Source organism: Halanaerobiales bacterium (assembly GCA_035270125.1).
Taxonomy (GTDB): Bacteria; Bacillota; Halanaerobiia; order Halanaerobiales; family DATFIM01; genus DATFIM01.
Genome location: DATFIM010000090.1, coordinates 11353 through 31021 on the forward strand (window position 1 = coordinate 11353; position 19669 = coordinate 31021).

At 26.6% G+C, this 19669-nt stretch carries 16 protein-coding genes; 14 read left to right on the top strand and 2 right to left on the bottom strand.

From position 1 onward, the window contains the following. Nucleotides 1–30: 30 nt before the first annotated feature. The 7 genes from VJ881_04915 (at nt 31) to VJ881_04945 (ending at nt 6020) form a co-directional block, all read left to right on the top strand. A complete protein-coding gene (locus VJ881_04915) occupies nt 31–2694 on the top strand; it encodes an HAD-IC family P-type ATPase (protein HKL75389.1) in 2664 nt (887 codons plus the stop codon). Between the two features lie 17 nt (nt 2695–2711). Beyond that, nucleotides 2712–3170: a GNAT family N-acetyltransferase gene (locus VJ881_04920; GenBank protein ID HKL75390.1), complete on the top strand. Its 459-nt coding sequence runs from the start codon at nt 2712–2714 to the stop codon at nt 3168–3170. Nucleotides 3171–3276: 106 nt separating this feature from the next. Then, nucleotides 3277–4371 (top strand): redox-regulated ATPase YchF, encoded by a 1095-nt coding sequence (gene ychF, locus VJ881_04925; protein HKL75391.1) that lies wholly within the window; start codon nt 3277–3279, stop codon nt 4369–4371. A 30-nt stretch (nt 4372–4401) separates the two neighbouring features. Beyond that, nucleotides 4402–4671 carry a hypothetical protein gene (locus VJ881_04930; protein HKL75392.1) on the top strand — a complete coding sequence of 90 codons (270 nt, stop codon included), beginning with the start codon at nt 4402–4404 and terminating at the stop codon, nt 4669–4671. Nucleotides 4672–4684: 13 nt separating this feature from the next. Next, complete coding sequence (locus VJ881_04935) at nt 4685–4876, top strand: DUF3006 domain-containing protein (GenBank protein HKL75393.1); 192 nt, start codon at nt 4685–4687, stop codon at nt 4874–4876. An 80-nt stretch (nt 4877–4956) separates the two neighbouring features. Next, nucleotides 4957–5346, top strand: a complete 390-nt coding sequence (locus VJ881_04940) for a 4Fe-4S binding protein (protein HKL75394.1) — start codon at nt 4957–4959, stop codon at nt 5344–5346. Nucleotides 5347–5426: 80 nt separating this feature from the next. Further along, a complete protein-coding gene (locus VJ881_04945) occupies nt 5427–6020 on the top strand; it encodes a hypothetical protein (GenBank protein ID HKL75395.1) in 594 nt (197 codons plus the stop codon). Here VJ881_04945 and VJ881_04950 read toward each other — a convergent pair. Beyond that, on the bottom strand, nt 6017–6811 hold the full coding sequence (locus tag VJ881_04950; protein HKL75396.1) for a hypothetical protein: 795 nt from the start codon (nt 6809–6811) through the stop codon (nt 6017–6019). The two genes, VJ881_04945 and VJ881_04950, sit on opposite strands and share 4 nt — an antisense overlap. Before the next feature lie 185 nt (nt 6812–6996). Here VJ881_04950 and VJ881_04955 point away from each other — a divergent pair, with 185 nt between their 5' ends. The 7 genes from VJ881_04955 (at nt 6997) to VJ881_04985 (ending at nt 19041) form a co-directional block, all read left to right on the top strand. Next, nucleotides 6997–9618 carry an HD-GYP domain-containing protein gene (locus VJ881_04955; GenBank protein HKL75397.1) on the top strand — a complete coding sequence of 874 codons (2622 nt, stop codon included), beginning with the start codon at nt 6997–6999 and terminating at the stop codon, nt 9616–9618. Nucleotides 9619–9713: 95 nt separating this feature from the next. Further along, entirely contained in the window at nt 9714–11708 is a 1995-nt protein-coding gene (locus VJ881_04960; protein ID HKL75398.1) for a UvrD-helicase domain-containing protein, read from the top strand. Beyond that, a complete protein-coding gene (locus VJ881_04965) occupies nt 11701–13926 on the top strand; it encodes an ATP-dependent helicase (GenBank protein ID HKL75399.1) in 2226 nt (741 codons plus the stop codon). Before VJ881_04960 ends, VJ881_04965 begins: the two co-directional genes overlap by 8 nt. After that, on the top strand, nt 13913–14722 hold the full coding sequence (locus tag VJ881_04970; protein ID HKL75400.1) for a PD-(D/E)XK nuclease family protein: 810 nt from the start codon (nt 13913–13915) through the stop codon (nt 14720–14722). The genes VJ881_04965 and VJ881_04970 overlap by 14 nt, the downstream gene beginning before the upstream one ends. 26 nt (nt 14723–14748) lie before the next feature. Then, the gene (recJ, locus tag VJ881_04975; protein HKL75401.1) at nt 14749–17088 is read left to right on the top strand and encodes a single-stranded-DNA-specific exonuclease RecJ; all 2340 of its coding nucleotides are present in this window, start codon (nt 14749–14751) and stop codon (nt 17086–17088) included. 14 nt (nt 17089–17102) lie between these two features. Next, nucleotides 17103–18317, top strand: a complete 1215-nt coding sequence (gene thrC, locus VJ881_04980) for a threonine synthase (GenBank protein ID HKL75402.1) — start codon at nt 17103–17105, stop codon at nt 18315–18317. Further along, the gene (locus VJ881_04985) at nt 18310–19041 is read left to right on the top strand and encodes a DUF1385 domain-containing protein (protein ID HKL75403.1); all 732 of its coding nucleotides are present in this window, start codon (nt 18310–18312) and stop codon (nt 19039–19041) included. The genes thrC and VJ881_04985 overlap by 8 nt, the downstream gene beginning before the upstream one ends. Nucleotides 19042–19083: 42 nt before the next feature. Here VJ881_04985 and VJ881_04990 read toward each other — a convergent pair. Further along, nucleotides 19084–19669, bottom strand: a 586-nt coding sequence (locus tag VJ881_04990) for a mechanosensitive ion channel domain-containing protein (protein HKL75404.1), incomplete at its 5' end; no start/stop codon positions are given.

A 19669-nucleotide genomic window follows, 5' to 3' on the forward strand; every position in this document is an offset into this window, starting at 1 on the left:
GTTAATATTAGTGGACAGGAATTTTATACAATGAATATAGAAAAAATAAAAAAATATTTAAAAATTGATGATAATGATGGTTTATCAGATAAAGAAGCAAAAAAACGTTTAAAAAATCATGGTAAAAATAAATTAAAAAAATCAAAAGGTATTTCTCCTTTAGAAGTATTTATAGATCAATTTAAAGATATAATTGTTATTTTGCTTTTAGCAGCTTCTATAATAGCATTTTTAATTGGTGATTATGTTGAAGGTGTTGCTGTTTTAGCAGTTATTTTAATTAATGCGATATTTGGTTTTATTACTGAGTATAATGCTGAAAAATCATTAGAAGCATTAAAAGAGATGGTGTCTCTAAAAGCAAAAGTTAGAAGAAATGGTAAAATTAAAGAAATTGATGCAGAAAAAGTTGTCCCCGGAGATATTCTTATAATTGATGAAGGAGACAGAGTTAGTGCTGATGCAAGGTTAATAAAAGCAGATAAATTACAATTAAATGAATCAGTTTTAACTGGTGAAGCAGAAACCGTTTCCAAAAAAAGTTCCTTTATTGCTGAAGAAGATACTGCTTTAGCTGAGAGAAAAAATATGATTTATATGGGAACATCAGTTACAAGAGGTAATGGAGAGGCTTTAGTAACTGCTACTGGTTCTGAAACTGAAATGGGACAGATTAGTAATCTTTTAGATGAAACTGAAAGCGATAAAACCCCATTAGAAGAAAGACTGGATACAATGGGCAAAGCACTTGTAAAATTAACTTTAGTTATTGCAGTTATTGTGACTGGTATTGGGATTTTAGTTGGTAAACCTGTCATAGAAATGTTAAAAACAGGAATTGCTCTGGCAATTGCAGCAGTACCTGAAGGTTTACCAATAGTTGCAACAATTACTTTAGCAGTTGGCATGAAAAAAATGGTGGAAAATAATGCTTTAGTTAGACGCTTGCCTGCAGTAGAAACTTTAGGTTCAACAACAATAATATGTTCAGATAAAACTGGTACTATAACTGAAAATCAAATGACATTAAAAAACATATATTTAGGTAATAATGATATTGAAGTAGGTGGGACAGGTTATAAACCAGAAGGAAGTTTTTATTTAAAAAATGGGAAAGAGATGTCTTCTCAAGTAAAAGAGGATTTATCATTATTTTTAAAAGCTTCCAGTCTTTGTAGTAATGCAACTTTAACAAAAGATAGTGATCAATGGAAAATAATAGGTGATCCAACAGAAGGTGCTTTAGTAACAGCTGCTCAAAAGTATGGTTTTAATAAAGAAGAAAATGATAATTATCAAAGGTTAGAGGAAATTCCGTTTGATTCTGAACAAAAATACATGGCTGTTTCTTATCAATATAAAGATGATGATAACTATGTATTTGTTAAAGGTGCACCATCAGTAGTTTTGGAAATGTGTAATTATGAATTAATTAATGGAGAAAAAATAAATTTAAGTTCTGAAAGAATAGATGAATTGAAGAATAAAAATATTGAAATGGCTAAAAGTGGTTTGCGTTTATTAGCTGTTGCTTATGATAGTGCTGGAAAAGCAGATTCAGAGGATAAGATAGAAAATAGAATTAATTCAGGTTTAATATTTTTAGGTTTAGCCGGAATTATGGATCCGCCTAGAGAAGAAGTAGTATCATCTATAAAAGAAGCTCAAACAGCTGGAATTATAACAAAAATGATTACTGGAGATCAAAATGATACAGCATTATCAATAGCTGAAAAAGTAGGAATTCAAAATGCTAACAAAGCTTCAATTTCTGGTCAGGAAATTGACAAAATGACAGAAGATGAACTTAGTGAAAGTATTGAAAGTAATTCTGTATTTTCTCGAGTTTCTCCAAAAAATAAACTACAAATTATTGAATCATTAAATAAGAAAAATGAAATTACTGCTATGACTGGAGATGGTGTTAATGATGCTCCAGCCTTAAAAAAAGCTGATATTGGAGTAGCGATGGGTAAAAGAGGCACTTCAGTTGCTAAAAGTGCTTCAGATATGGTATTATTAGATGACAGTTTTAGTACAATTGTTAAGGCAATTAAAGAGGGAAGAGCTATATTTGATAATATTCAGAAATTTATCTACTATTTATTTTCAAGTAATTTAAGTGAAATTATTTTTATATTTTTAGGTATTGTTTTACAGGTTCCAATGCCATTACTTGCTTTGCAAATTTTATGGCTTAATTTGGTTGTTGATGTATTTCCTGCTTTATCATTAGGCTGGGAAACAGAAGAAAAAGATATAATGAAAAGACCACCTCGAGATCCTGATAAATCTATCCTTACTAATAAATTTAAGAAAAAAATATTATTTCATAGTACAATAATAGCTTTAGGTCCTCTTATAACTTTTCTTATAGTTTTAAATAATGGTCATTCAATTGAATTAAGTAGAACTGTAAGTTTTGCAGTATTATCTTTTACTCAATTATTCCATGTGTTTAATGCCAGGAGAAAAAATGGGTTTGGTTTTGATAAAACTGTATTTAAAAATTTTTATTTATGGCCAGCTATAGCATTAAGTATATTTTTTCAACTTATAGCAGTCTATAATCCTTTTTTGCAAAATATATTATCAACTAAAGCAATACCACTAAATATGTGGCCGGGAATTTCTCTTGGATTTATTATTCCAATAGTAATAATTCAAATATTAAATATAAAAAATAGAAATTAGAAGGGTGATATATAATTATGGAAATTAAATATTTAGCAGATAGTAAAGAAAATATTCAAAAAGTAATAAACTGGTTATATGGTCAATGGGGCCATAATTATGAATATGGTAAAAAAGTCTGGACAGAAAGGGTTAATAATCGTTTGGATAAAAAGACTGTTCCTACAACTTTTGTAGCTATAGAAAATGGAGATGCAGTTGGAACTGCCTCACTTATAGAACATGATATGGATACAAGAAAAGACTTAACTCCCTGGCTGGCAGATGTTTATGTTAAAAAAGAAAATAGAGGTATGGGTATAGCTTCAAAATTAGTAAACAGAGTTATTGAGGAAGCAAAAGAAATAGGGATTTCCAAATTATATTTATATAGTAGAGAAGCAGAAGGATTATATAAGAAATTAGGCTGGAAAGTAATAGAAAGAACCAACTATTATGGAGATGAAGTTCCAATAATGATATATGAAATTGACTAAGGGTTTAAATATTGTTTTATATAGTATATAATACAATATGTTATAAAGTTTAGTAATAAAACTATAATAAACTATAATAAACAAAATAATAGGAGGAAATATTTATATGAAGATTGGTATCGTTGGTTTACCTAATGTAGGTAAATCCACATTATTTAATGCAATGACTCAAGTACAGGCAGATGCAGAAAATTATCCATTTTGTACTATAGACCCTAATATCGGTGTTGTAAAAGTTCCTGATGAAAGATTAGAAGTTTTAAATGAAATGTATGAACCAAAAAAGAAAACACCAACAATGATAGAATTTGTTGATATTGCAGGACTGGTAAAAGGTGCTAGTGAAGGAGAGGGTCTTGGTAATCAATTTTTAGCTCATATTCGAGAAGTTGATGCTATAGCTCAAGTGGTTAGATGTTTTACTAATGAAGATATTGCCCATGTTGATGGTGAACTCGGACCAAAAAGAGATATTGAAACAATAAATACTGAATTGATGTTAGCAGATCTTACTACAGTTGAGAAAAGATTAGAAAAAGCTGAAAGAAAAGCGAAAAGTGGTGCAAAAGAAGATTTGAAAGAAGTTGAAGAACTAAAAAAATTAAAAAATGCTTTAGAAACTGGTAAAAATATAAGAGAACTTCAATTTAATGATATTACCAATAATTTAATAAAAGAATTACAATTACTCTCAGCTAAACCGATAATATACGTTTGTAATATCAATGAAAATGAAATTAATAATCCGGAAGATAATAAATATGTAAAAGAAGTAAAAGAACATGCTCAAGAAGAGGGAGCAGGAGTTGTAAAAATAAGTGCAGAAATAGAAGCAGATATTGCTGAATTAGATGATGAAGATAAAGAATTATTTTTAGATGATCTAGGTTTAAAACAATCAGGTCTTGATACTTTAATAAAAGAAGGGTATGATCTTTTAGATTTAATTACATTTTTTACCGCCGGAAAAAAGGAAGTTAGAGCCTGGACCGTAAAAAGAGGATCAACTGCTCCAGAAGCCGCTGGAAAAATCCATACAGATATGCAAAGAGGTTTTATTAGAGCAGAAGTAGTAAGTTATAAAGATCTAATAAAAGCTGGTTCTATTGCCGATGCAAGAGATGAAGGATATTTAAGGTTAGAAGGTAAAGATTATATTGTCAAAGATGGAGATGTATGTTTCTTTAGATTTAATGTCTAAATTTATAAGCCAACCAGTGAGGTGATAATTATGACTGATTTTATTAATTTTTTTCGTAATGAATTCTTTCCTGATTTTATAAAATTTTTAAATCGAATTTTAGAAGCCTCATTTAATCTACGTTTAACTTATAATCAATTAGCAATTATTGGTGGGCTTTTTTTATTAATGATTCTATCTTTAATGGTTGAAATGATAAAAAAGGCAATTCCACTAATTATCCTTTTTATAATAATATATTATCTAGTTTATGGAAATTTATCTTTTATTAAAGATTTAGTTACTACAGTTGATAACTAAAGGAGGAAAAATTATGCTTATTATTGATCGTTTTGAAGATGAAATAGCAATTATTGAAAGTTCTGAAGGTAAATGTGAATTACCCAAAAGTGAATTACCTCCTGAAAGTGAAGAAGGAGACGTTTTAAAAATAACTGTTGATAAAAGTAAAACTTCATCTAGAAAAGAAGCTATAAAAGAACTGAGCAAAAAATTATTTGAATAGACAGAAATAGTTGACATATGTTCATATCCTCTATATAATTAAATATAGATAAAAATCATTTATATAGAGGAGGTAGAAAAATGAAAAAAAGAGGTAAAGGACAGGGGCGAAGAAATAAAGGACTGGGTCCTCAGGGAAAATGTGTTTGTCCTGATTGTGGAACAGAAATTGCTCATCAACGAGGAATCCCCTGCTATGAACAAAAATGTCCAGAATGTGGTAGTACAATGGTTAGAGCAGAATTAGCGAATGAAAATATTAGGGAAAACAATCAGTCTGCTCATACGAGTTCAAATGATAGTATTCCAACTATTAATCAAGAGAAATGTACTGGTTGTGGTCAATGTATAAATACCTGTCCTTTTGATGCTATTTCATTAGTAAATGGAAAGGCTGAAATTGATTCTTCTTTATGTAGAAGTTGTAATAAGTGTATTAGATCCTGTCCGGTTAGAGCTATTACTTCTTAAATATTAAAACCCTTTAAAAGCTCTAAGTTGATAGCTTTTAAAGGGTTTTTTTATATAATAATATTAAGGGAGGTGTTTTCATGAATTTATTACAAAATCTTAATTTTGTTTTTGTTTTTCTTTTAATTTTATATTTTATACCTTTTTTAATAGGTTATTTCCTCAAAAAAAGTAATGATAATATCTATATTAAGGGGTCAAATATTGTTGAACAGGGTCTGGTTGATCCAATTACTATTAAATTAGATAATAAAATTAAAAACTTTAAAAATGAGTATAAAAATAATAAAAATTATTTATCATATTTTAGCATACTTTTTTTGGAAAAATTTATAATAAAAGCTATAATTACAAGAATTATATATGGTTTTATATTTATTATTCCTATTTTTCTAACTATTTGGAATGGTTTTAGCAGGGGAGTTTTTGTCATACCTCATAAAAACAAAGTATTAATGCCAGTAATTATTGAAGATATAAGTTATATTTTGGCTGCTGCAATAGGAGTTAACTTTGGAGCACAAATATTTGATTTTTTACTTTTAAAATCAAAACTTAATTTATCATTATCTCCATTATTAGCTAATTATTTTGTTTATCTTATATTAATATTAATACTTCTGACAACATTTGAAACAGCAGTTAGTATCTGGCATAAAAACAACTCAAACTAAAAGTTTATTTTCTTTCTTTTTTTATTTTTCCATTTTGCATAAATTAAATTAAATATTATTATTATTATACCAATAACTGCAGTCATTATTATACTTATATAACGGGGATCAGCTTGATATCTCTTTAATATTATACCTATGTAAGCCCAGATTACTACTAAAGCATACATTGAATCTGCTTTATTTAAAGTATTCAAAATTGTGATAATTACCCCAGTTATTAAAACAATAATAGTCCAGGTTACTTCTGATAGTCCCCAACCACTCCAGTTTATTGAAACCAACCAGGCAGTAATATTTGCAATAGTAGCAATAGTGATCCATCCTAAGTAAAGGCTAAATGGTATATTAACAAAATATTTTTTAGTTTTTTTGAAATTATTATTTCCAATATTTAATCTTAAATAAATAGCAATTAAACTAAGTAAAAGAATAAGCATAAAAATAAGAGATATAAATACCCTCAAATGATGCCAGGCAAAAATCCAACCAATGTTTGCTAGAGAAGAAATGAAAAATAGCCAGCCAATATCAAAAACAAATTTTGGAGTTTTACTGAGCCTATTAATTAAACCTTTAGATTGATATATTGTAAAACCTAAAAGGAATAAGTAAATTACACCCCAGATAGAAAAGGTTATACCTGCTGGAACAAATAAGTTTGGATACATATCTGATAATTCTCCGGTATTATAACCATTTAAAGGTAGATAATTAGCTAAAAAATTTGCAGTTATAACTCCTATGAAGGCAATAATATTTGCAATTTGATATTTTTTTCCTTTTTTCATAGTAACACTCCTTATTAAATAATTATTACATAAAACTTCTTTGTTAATATATAATTAGACAATTTTACTATTTTTCCTGCTTCTAAACTATTTTAATTGATATATTGCTAGATATTTACTATAATAAATAAATACAGTTACATAATATTATTAATAATAATTATATAGTTGATTGGAGGCAATACATGAAAAAAAAGCCCCTGGCCAGTATAATGGAATCTAAATTCAAGAAATTAGTAATTATATTTTTCGTATTTTTTACAGCTATTTTATTACTGGGAAGCTTGCTTTTATATAATAATTTTTTTGAAAGTGCTAAAAAAGATGTTTATAATGATATAAATTTTTACTTTATGGAACTTGATAATAATTTTTCTGTAATAGAAAGTAGAGTTAATGATATTTTTAGAGATGAATTAAATAATATATATGAGAATTATGGAGATGAAGATTTTACTGAAAATAATAAACTGTCTAATATTGAAAAAAGAATAAAAAGAATAGAGGCTTTAAATAATAATATTAAAATTGATGATTTGAATTATTATTTAATATCTGATAATGGAAAAATAATTGATAGTAATTTTAAAAAAGATATAAATTTAGATTTATCAAAAGATGTTGAAATATGGGAAAATATAAACTCTTTAGAAAAAGGAGAAATTTACCTGGATTCATTTGATGATGAAAAAAGAAGTAATGATGTTAATATATATTCGTATTTAAAGTTAGATAATGGTAATATTTTCGAGTTGGGCCTATCATTTTCTAATATAAATTTAATTATTAAAAAACAATTAAATTATTTATTGAGTGATAAAACTACAAATATTTCATTATATACAGATGGTTTTACACCTTATTTTAATAATGAAAATAATTTAGAAGATAATGAAAAAAAGATTTTTCAAAATTCTATTGAAAATAATAAAATGATTGAAAAAAATACAGGATTTTTTACAAAAAATTATTACCGTGGTTGGAATAATAATTATGGAAATAGGTTTGTTAAAGTAAAGGTTGAATATAATTTATATAAAAATGCCATATATACAATGCTATTAATTTTTGTATTTGTTTTAGGTTTTCAATTATTTTTACATTACAGTTTTAAAGATATTGTTGGAAGTGTAACTAAACCTATTAAATATCTATCTAAAAATATGAATGAATTTAAAATAAATGAGAATACAAACTTTAATATCGATAGTTCAAAAATAAAAGAAATTGACGATATTCAACATAATTTCAAAGAAATGACAGAAGAAGTAAATATAAGTTATGATCAATTAGAAGCATATAATAAAGAGATTATGAAAAAAAATAAAAGATTGAATCAAATCAACAAAGCTCTTGATACTAATAAAAGAAAATATAAAAGTTTATTTAATAATATGTTGGATGGCTTTGCATATTATAAAATCAATTATGATGAAAGTATGCAGGCAGATCATTTAGAACTTATAGAAGCTAATGATGCTTTTGAAAAAATATTTAACTTAGAATCTAAAAATAATAAAGACAACTCAGAAAACCATTTTCCTATTTCTAAAGAAATTATTTTGGATAAGTATAATAAAATAATACAGGGAGAAAAGGATAATTTTAAATTTGAAAAATATTATAATGAAAAAGATCGTTGGCTTAATATAAATATATTTAGTACTTATAAAGGATATTTAGCTATAGTAATTTCTGATATCACTGAATTTAAAAAATCTAAAAAAGAAGCAGAAAAATTAAGTATAAATCTTGAAAAAATAATATCATTAACTTCTACATTGGCAACTAATGAATTAGATGAAAATGATTTTTTGAAAAAATTATTAAAAACAGCTGTAGAAGTTATACCTGAAGCAGATTATGGAACAGTGTATAAGAATAAAGATAATAAAGTTAAATTTGTACATGCAATAGGTCATGATTATGATAAGTTTAAAGATCTTTCTATTGATGAAAAGTATTTTTATAATGATAATAAAGAGATAGAAGTTATAGAAAATATAATGGAAAATAATGAAACAAAATTTGATAGTGAAAATCTTCATATTTTAAAAAGTGGCCAAAAAGATATAAAAGAAACGATGACCTTTGATCTCATTATAGATAATAAGGTTGTAGCTGGACTAAATATTGATATTAAACTTGAAAGCGAGAAAAAATTTGATGAATACTCAAAAAGATTATTTAAATCTCTAAAAAATATTTCTACTTCTTTTTATAAAATGCGTAAGTATAACATCCTACAAAACAAATTTACTAGAGAATTAATACTTTCAATAATAAGAATGCTAGAAATTCATGATCTTTATACCAGAGGGCATTCAGAAAAAGTTGCAAATTTATCTAAAGATATTGCGAAAGAATTAGGATTATCTGAAAGAAAAGTAAATGATGCTTATTGGGCAGGAATGGTTCATGATATAGGAAAAATATTGATACCGGATTATATTTTAAATAAAGAATCACCTTTAAAAGATAATGAATTTGAAATAATAAAAAAACATTCAATTTGGGGTTACCAAACATTATCAGCTACAGAAGATCTGCAAAATATAGCTCGTTTTGTTCTTTTTCACCATGAAAGATGGGATGGAAAAGGTTATCCACGGGGACTTAAAGGTGATAAAATTCCTTTGATTTCAAGAATATTAGCTGTGGCTGACGCCTGGGATGCGATGACAACTGATAGAGCTTATAGAAAAGCATTGTCTGACAAAGAAGCGATTGAAGAACTGAAAAATAATAAAGGTGAACAATTTGATCCTCAAATAGTAAATGCATTTTTGAAAGGCCACTTATCTTAAAAGTGGTCTTTTTTTGTTTTATATTAAGGAGGAATTTTCTTTCCCATACAGAAGTTTGTATATTAGGTACTAGTTTTAGGAAGGAAGATTTTAAAATGCTAAAAATTTATAAGGGTCCAACCGGTACTGGTAAAACTTCAATATTAGAAGAAAAGTTTAGAAAATGCTCTTTAAATAATGGTACTAATGAAAATATAGTTTTTTTAAAAAATGCAAGTAGTGTTAAGAACTGGAGAAATAATCTTGATTTAGAATATTTAGGTCCACTTAATATTTTTACGTATTTTGGTTTTATTCAAAAAGAAGTTAAAGATAGATGGCCTTATATTGAAAAAAATATAAAAGGGGTAAGAAATAAGATAGAACCAACTTTTATGAATGTAGAGACTGCTCATTTTGTGATGAGTAAGTATGTAGAAAAAAAACGAAAAAATAATGAGATCTTTGACTATATTAATGCTACTTCCTCTCAAATAGCAGTACAATTAATTGATAACTTAAATTATGGAGAAATGAATTGTCTTAATTTTAAGGAAATGAAAAATAGGTTAATTAACTGGGCTGGTGAAGATCAACAAAAACGCAAAATATTCAAAGAATCAATCAATATAATGAAAATATTCCGAGAATTTTGTATTAAAAATAAAGTAATAGATTATTCATTATTAGTTAATTTGTATAATAATCATTTATTAAAAAATGAAAATTATTTAAGCAAACTAAAAGAAAATTATACCAATATTATTGTTGATGATTTAGAAAAATCAGTTCCTGCTGCTCAAAATCTATTTGAAATTCTTAGTGATAATTCAAAAAATTCTTATATGGCTTTTAATCCTGAAGCAGGTATTAATAGGTTTTTTGGTGGTAATCCTAATTTAGCTAAAAATAAATTTTTAAGTAATGGAGAAGTAATAGAACTAAATAATTCTTATACTTCTACTGAAGAATCTAGAAATTTAGCAAAAGAATTTAAAATGAAAGTTTTTAATAATAAAAAAATATTAGAAAGCAATTATATAAAAGGGGAAATTGACACTGAATTAAGAGGAGATATGTTTATAGAAACAGCTCAAAAAATAATAAAATTAATAGAAAAAGGAGTCAAACCTGGAGAAATCGCATTAATTGCTCCTCATATTGATAAGGTAATGGAATTTACTTTTAACCATTATTTTAAAAATCATGGTTATAAATTATATAATTTTACTAATTCTAAAAGATTAGTAGATATTCCATTTGCTCAGGCACTTATTACTTTGACTTTATTGACAAATCCTGATTGGAATATTAATTTAGATTATTCTTCTTTACATCAAACTATTAGTTTGCTTCTTGATATTGATCCAGTAAGGAGTAGTTTGATTACAGAGGAAATTTTCAAAAACGCATATATTTTACCAAAAATTAACAGTCTTTCTTTGAGAGAAAGAATTGGTTTCAATACTGCGGAAAAATATGATCATCTAAAAATTTGGATTGATGAAAAGAAAAATCAGGAATTGGATGTCGCCCATTTTTTTCAATTAGTTTTTGGAGAACTATTAGCACCACTGTCTCCAGATGATGAAGATATTTTAGCCTGCAGACAAATGATTGATTCAGTTAACAAATTTAAAAATGTAGTTGAAAGTTTTAAAGATTTCAACCAAAAAGAACTGGGAAAAGATTTTATAGAAATGATATATAATGGGACAATTGCTGCTGAAGTTCTTTTCCAAAATGAGCATACTGATGATGAAATTATTTTAGCAACTCCCTATAAATTTCTTCAAAGTCCTCAAATTGATTCTGTAAAATATATATTTTTATTAGATATATCCAGTAATAATTGGCTTAAAAGTATAGCAAAAGAATTATCTAATCCTTATATTTTTTCACCACAATGGAAAAATAATAAAAATTGGGATGATGAACTTGATCAGAATTTAAGAAAAAAACAATTAGTAGAATTCTTGCAGAGCATTATAAGCAAGTCAAAAAAAGGTATTTATTTGAATGATAGTTATTTAAATAGTCGTGGTTGGGAACAGGAAGGAAAATTATTTGATTGGTTGCAATTTAATAATGAGGTGGTATTAAATGATTAAGCTGAGAAAAGGGCAGGATGAAGTGGCTCAATATAGAGAAGGTTATATGGCAGTACCTGCTGTTCCCGGTGCAGGTAAGACTACTGTACTTGCCTATCTTGCAGCTGATTTAATTGCGGAAAATGAATTAACAAAAGGTAAATTATTAATAGTAACCTATATGAATTCAGCAGTTGCAAATTTTAGGAATAGAATAGGAAATTATCTGGAAGAAAAAGGTCTTTCACGTAATAGAGGTTATGAAGTAAGGACTTTACACTCTCTTGCTTTGAATATATTAAAAGAAAAACCAGAATATATGTTAATTAATGATGAGTTTAGAATAATTGATCCCCAACATAAAGGAAGGATACTTGGAGATGTAATTGATGGATGGTTAACAGCTAATCCCAAAAGAAGCCTTAAACATTTTAGTTATCATCCTGCTGAAGGTGGTTTTAATCGAGCAGAAGATCGCTGGAAAGAGAGAGATTTTTATAATTTTATCAAATCAATGATTTCTTATTTGAAACTATATAATTTCAATAGAAATAAAGCTATATCTCTTAATAGTAGTTTGAAAAATGACTCCTATTTAAGTTGGGCTTTGGAAATTTTCGCTAATTATGACCGGTTATTACATAAGGAAGGCATGCTAGATTTTGATGATTTAATTATACAGGCTTTAAATTTACTTAAAAATGATGATAAACTCCAAGATAGATTATCTAATAAATTTTCTTATGTTTTTGAAGATGAAGCTCAGGATTCAAATCATGTATTGAGTGAAATATTAGAAATTCTTGCTGGTAATGATGGTAATCTAGTTAGAGTTGGTGATTCAAATCAATCAATTATGGGTACTTTTACTTCTGCAGATCCTGAAGTTTTTCGTTCTTATATTGAAAGAGACGAAGTTAAGAGGAAGGATATTCTTTATTCGAGTAGAAGTACTATCGATATTATTAACCTGGCAAATCATTTAGTGAAGTGGGTAGTAAAAAATCATCCATTAGAAAAATGCCAAAATTCGTTAGAAGAAAAATATATAAAGGAAGTTCCAGCTGATGATCCTGCTCCTAATCCAATTACAGAAAATTATACAATAGGACATAAAACTTTTATTGATTCAGAAAAAGAAATTAAAATGATAGCAAAAGAAGCTGTAAAACATGTAAAAAATAATCCTGAAAATACTGTTGGTATTTTGGTTCCATCAAATTATACTGTTGATGAACTGGCTACTTATCTCTCTAATTATGATATAAAATTTGAAAAAGTTAGTAATAGATATAAAGAAAAGATGAATGTAATCAAAAATTATCGATCATTAGTTAATTATTTGGCAGAACCACATAATATAAATTACTTTATGGTTTGTTTAAAAGAAATATTTATTCCTAAATATTTTAAGGATATCGAAGATGATAAATTTATGGAAAAAATTTTTATGAAATTTAATCTTGAAAATATATTTTATCCAATTGGGGGAAAAGAAAAAAACAAAAAAACATTATTAGAAACTGTCCCAAATAAATATAGAGATAGTTTTAATAAAATGATTGAAGAGATATCATATTATTTAGATGCAAGTATTAATCTTCCTCCTGATGAATTGATATTATTTTTAGCTGAAAGAATGGAATTAAAAGAGGAAGAATTAGCTATTGTTCAAAATATGGCATTAAATATAAAAAGTGAATTAAATTTGCATCCCAATTGGAAACTAAAAGATATTGCAGATGAATTTACAAGATTACAGGATAGTTTTGAAAGATTTGCTAAAAAAATATATGAACGTAAGGGTTTTGAACCTAAAAAGGGTGTCATCACCATAACAACAGTTCATAAAGCAAAAGGTATGGAATGGGATACAGTTTTTTTATCATATCTTACAGATGATTATTATCCTTCAACTATTGAAGATAAATTTAGAGGTGAATATTATTATTTAAAAGATGAATATAGTAATCCGAAAGCAATGGCTAAAGCAGAGTTAGAGTATTATTTAAATGAAGAAAAATCAAAAAACCCAAAAAATATTGCTAGAATAGAACATATAAGTGAAAGATTACGGCTGTTATATGTGGGAATTACAAGAGCAGAAAAAAATTTGTTTTTATCTGCTCACAAAAAAGTAATTTATGATAATGGTAGCAAAGAGGTAGATGAAGCTTTACCTTATAAAATATTAAAAAGGTTTATTGATAAGGAGAAATCTAAATATGAAAAAAAATAATTTAGATGATTTATTTTTTAGTCAACTATCACTAAAAGTTTATGAAAATTGTCCTCTTAAGTTTAGAAGACGTTATTTAGATGGTCTTTATTGGCCTGCTGATTGGAGTGATAATTATTCACAAAAAGAAATTGTTGAAAAAGGAAAAAAATTTCATTTAATAGCTCAAAGATATTATAAAAGAGGAGAAAATATTCAATCAGATATAACTCCTGAAGATTTAAGTGGTTGGTTTGAGGAATTAAAAAGTTTTAGACCTTATAATAATCTTGCTGAATTTTATCCTGAACATGAGTTAAGAATAAATAAAAATGATATTAAATTAGTGGCTAAATATGATCTATTATATATAGATAAAAAATCAAAAAAAGTTATAATATATGATTGGAAGACTACTAAAAAAAGGTTTAATAATAATAAATTAATAAATAATTTACAAACAAAGGTTTACCTTTATGTCCTGGCTGAAACAGGGAAGTTTTATTATTTTGATGATAGTATTAATTTTGATAGGATGAGTATTATCTATTGGAATCCAAGATTTCCTAAACAGGCAGCTAAAATTAACTATAATGAAAAAAAATTTAAAAAGGATAGAGAATTTTTAAGAAAGAAGATTAAAGAAATAAAAAATCTTAAATATGATGATTTTAAAAAGACCAAAAATGAAAAAAAGTGCAGGTTTTGTGAATATCGACCAATTTGTACTGGTAAAAAAGCTAAAAGTATTAAGGTTGAAGATGATGATATTGACCTTGAAATTGATTGGGATAATATTGATGAAATGTCTTTTTAATAAATAAAATTTCAAGGAGAGATTTTATGAAAATTAAAATGGATAATGAGAAAAAAATTCCAGAATGGCTGTATGAAGAAGTTAATAATGATAATATTTTAGCCAAAATATTATATAATAGAGGTATTAATAGTAGAGATGAAGTTAAAAAGTTTTTAGATAATAAAAATTATAAACCTACTTTGCCTAATGATTTTCCAAATATGCAAGAAGGTGTAAAAAAAATAGTTGATGCTATAGATAAAGATGAAAAAATTATGGTTTATGGCGATTATGATGTAGATGGAATTACTTCAACTACTATTTTAGTTACTTTTTTGCAACAACTTGGAGCAAAAGTGGATTATCATATACCAGATAGATTTGAAGAGGGTTATGGGATGAACAAAGAGATAATAAAAAATATAAAAGGTGATATTGATCTTATATTAAGTTGTGATTGTGGGATTTCTAATTATGAAGAGGTAAGATTAGCAAAAGAACTGGGAATTGATGTAATTATAACCGATCATCATGATTTACCTGATGATTTACCCCCGGCTGATATTATACTTACTCCTAAATTTTTTAACAAAGAACATCGAGCTTATTCCCTTCCTGGCGCCGGAATGGCTTATTATTTAGTTAAGGGAATAATAAATTTTATTAATAATAATTCTAATTACAAAAATATATATAATTCTGAAATAAAGAGAAATCAATTTTTGGACTTATTAGCTTTGGCAATAATTGCTGATGTTGTTCCTTTAAAAGAAGAAAATAGATATTTATTAAAAAAAGGACTAAAATTTCTTAAGGAGACAGAAAGAAAAAGTTTAAATAAGTTATTTGAATTAAGTGGCATAAATAAAAAATTAATTAATGAAGAAGATATTGCTTTTAGAATAGCTCCAATACTTAATGCTGCAGGAAGAATGGAAAATGCTGATATTGCTGTAGAGATGTTTCTTGCCAGAGATGAGAAAGAAATAGAAAAATTGGCTAATAAATTAATTAAAATTAATAGTAGGAGAAAAGAAATCCAACAAAAAATAATTGAAGAAGCAGAAGAAATGATAAAAGATCAATTTAGTAATAAAGATAGTGCTATTATATTATACCAGCCTCATTGGCATGAAGGGCTTTTAGGGATAGCAGCCGGTCGACTGGCTGAAAATTATAATTTGCCGGCTTTACTTATGACATTAAAAGAAGATGGAAAAACTATAACTGGTTCAGCACGTTCTATAGAAGAAATTCATATTAATAATAAACTTAAAAAGGTAAATAAATACTTAATTAAATATGGAGGTCATGCAGGAGCGGCAGGGTTTTCACTTCAAAGAGATCAATATACAATTTTCAAAAAGAAATTATCCTCCTTACTGGAAGATGAATTAAGTAAAATTTCACGAGAGGAAAGTATAAAAGTTGATGCCAAAATAAATTTAAATGAAATTGATATAGAAAGTTACTATTCCTTAAGAAAATTAGCTCCTTTTGGAGAAGAAAATCCTAAGCCATTATTCATTACAAAAAATTGTCAATTTATAAAAAGTAGAAGTTTTAGTAATAATAAACATAAAAGATTGGTTGTTGAGCAAAATAATGTTAAAAAAAATGCTATCTGGTGGTGGGCAGGAGAAAAAAAAGCACCTGAAGAATCAAATTTAATTTATAATATTGATCTAAATAGATTTAGAGGCAAAGAAAATATTCAATTAACAGTTAAGAATATCATAGATGCAAAAGAAAGTGGGCAAAGTAATAATAAATATGATTATTTAAACAGTCTTCGGATCCTTGATTATAGAAACTGGAAAGAAAGAGAGCATATTGAAGATAAGTTATCTAAAATTGAAAATGCAGTTTATTATCAAGAGGGATCAAATAGTAGTTATTACAAACCAGTGATTGACCGTTACGGAATAGGAGAAAATAATAAATTGGTTTTAATATCTTTCCCTCCTTCTCTTTCTATATTAAATGATTTAATTTATAATAATGAGCCATCAGAAATTATCCTGGCTTTTAATAAAAAAGATTTGAAAGAAAAAGAGGGATTTATTAAAAGATTAACCGCTATTCTCAAATATATACTAAAAGAAAAGAATGGAAAATTAAAAATAAATGAAATTGCAGTATTAACAGGTGAATTGGAAATAACAGTAGAAGTTGCTTTAAAATATCTAAAAGCTTCAGGATATTTAAATTTAGAAAAAATTGATGAAAATAATTATTTTATAGATTTTTCTGAACAAAAAGAAAAAGTAGATAAAAAATTATATAAAAATAAATTAAAATCTTTATTAAAAGAAAGTATGTCATTTAATAAATTTTTATTAAAAACTGGCCCTGGAGAAATTTTGGATTATGTAAAAAGCTAATAGGGAGGATTATTATGGATTTAAAGGAAAATGTATTATTAAAGTCAACATTATCAAAAAAAGAATATTCAATTAATAGATTAAAAGAGTGGTCTGAGAATAAGGAGCCTTTAGAAGTAGAAATTGGAGGTATTGCTGGAGCAAGTATAAATAATGGAGATTATATATGGGATAGATTTATTGATTTTTTGCCATTTGAAAATATAAATCCTAATTATTCTCTTGGAGAAGGGGATACATCTGTTTTGGAAGGAAGTGAAAAGTTAACTAATTATTGTGATATAAATAATATTTTTCTGAAAAATGAAAGTCAAAATCCGACCTGGAGTTTTAAAGATAGGGGTTCTTTAGCGTGTGTCTGGATGGCAAAGGCTATGGATGAAGAGATAACAGCAACCATATCTACAGGTAATATGGGTAACTCTATTGCTGCTTATGGAGCCAAAGCTAATTTAAATACTGTTGTTTTTTTACCTGAATTTACTCCAGAAGAGAAAGTAGCAGCAATTGGTATTCATGGTGCTCAAATTTATAAGGTAAAGGCTCCAGATTATTCCGAAATGAAAAAGAAAATTTTAGATTATGCTTCTGATTTAGGTATAAGGGTGGTATCAGGTAATGGTCCAATTAGAGTAGAAGGTTATAAACTAACTGCTTTTGAAATTTATGAACAATTTTCTGGAGATATACCTGATTATATTGCCCTACCTACTTCTGCCTGTGGTCATATCAGGGGTATATTTAAAGGATTCAAAGAGTTAAAAATGGCTGGTTATCTTAATAAATTACCAAAAATGATTGTAGTACAGGCTAAAAATAATAGTCCAATAGTTAAAGCTATTAAAGAAAATAAAAATGAAATTGTTGAAGAAAGAAATATAGATACAATAGCTGAAGCAATTTCCAGTGGAAGTCCTTATGGAGGAAAAGAAATAATTGAGAAAAGTTATAAATATAATTGGTTGGCTGAAAATGTAAGTGAAGAAAAAATAATAGAATCACAAAAACTACTGGCCAGAGATGGTTTGTTTGTAGAGCCTTCTTCTGCAACTACTTTGAATGCAGTAAAAAAATTAAGATCTAAGAATTTGCTTAAAAAAGATGATAATGTTATGCTTATTTTGACAGGTTCAGGATTAAAAGATTTTGATGTTATAAAAAAATATAAATTTGATATAAATAAAGTAAATATTGATGATATTGAGGAGTGGTTTACTAGAAATGAGTAGTAAAGATAAAATCGGAGGAAGAGCATATAAAAATGGTGTAAAATTACAGAATACCAAAAAATCAGTTAAGGCCTATTATGATCAAAATAATAAATTGCAAATTGAAATTAAAGCACTAAAACAAAATAAATACTTTAAGTATATAAAGAAGATTCCAATCATAAGAGGAATTGCTACACTTTTTTTAGCAATATTATCATTTTTGAAAGAAGCAGTAAATAATCCGAAAAAATATTGGTTTATTTTTGCAATAATTTTATTTGATTTGATATATATATTTATGCCTGAGTCAACTTCAACTGGAATAGAAAATATATTTTTGTTTGCTTATTTTTCTTTACCAATAATTTTAATTTTGATTTTCAAAAATGGAATTTCGGATGTATTAAAATTTCATGGAGCAGAACATAAAGCTGTTAATTATTATGAAAATAATTATGAAGGTGATATTAACTCTTATTCACGAATTCATCGAAGATGTGGTAGTAATATAGTTTTTTATTATTTAATATTTACTTTTTTGTTTTCGTTTTTTACTATGAACTTAAATTTATTTATTCAGGAGTTTTTAATTTTAGGTATTGCTTATGAAGCAATTAAATATACACCGAAAAAATTATTATTTTTCCCAACTTTATTTCAAAAATTTGTTACAAGAGAACCTGATAGAAAACATCTTAAAGCAGCTGAAAAAGCTTTAGAGGTTTTAACTAAAAATTATTAAAAAAAAGAGAGGGTTAACCCTCTCTTTTAGTATTTAAAAATATTATTTGTCTAAATGTACATCCATTTGCGGATAAGGAATATTAATATCTTCTTCATCGAATCTTTTCTTAACATTTTCCATCATATCATAATATACATCCCAGTAGTTTTCACTTTTAGTCCAGAGTAAAACATTAAAATTAACCGAGCTTCCAGCATGTTCACCTACTCTTATTAAAGGAGCAGGATCTTCTAAAACCATTTTATGTTTAGCAACAATATCTTCCAATACTTTCTTAACCTGATCAATATCATCATCATAACCTATACCGAAATTCAAATCTACCCTTCTGGTATCATTTGCACTATAATTAGTTATTGTGCTGTTTGATACATTACCATTAGGTATTACAATTTGTTTATTATCCTTGCTGGTTAATTTTGTGTATAAAATCTGAATTGAATTAACTTTTCCTTTTTCTCCATTTATTTCTACAAAATCTCCAACATTAAATGGTCTAAATGTTAAAATAAGTACTCCGCCAGCAAAGTTAGCTAAACTTCCCTGTAAAGCTAAACCAATTGCAAAACTTGCAGCACCTAGGATTGCTACAAATGATGTCATTTGTACACCTAATGTACCGGCA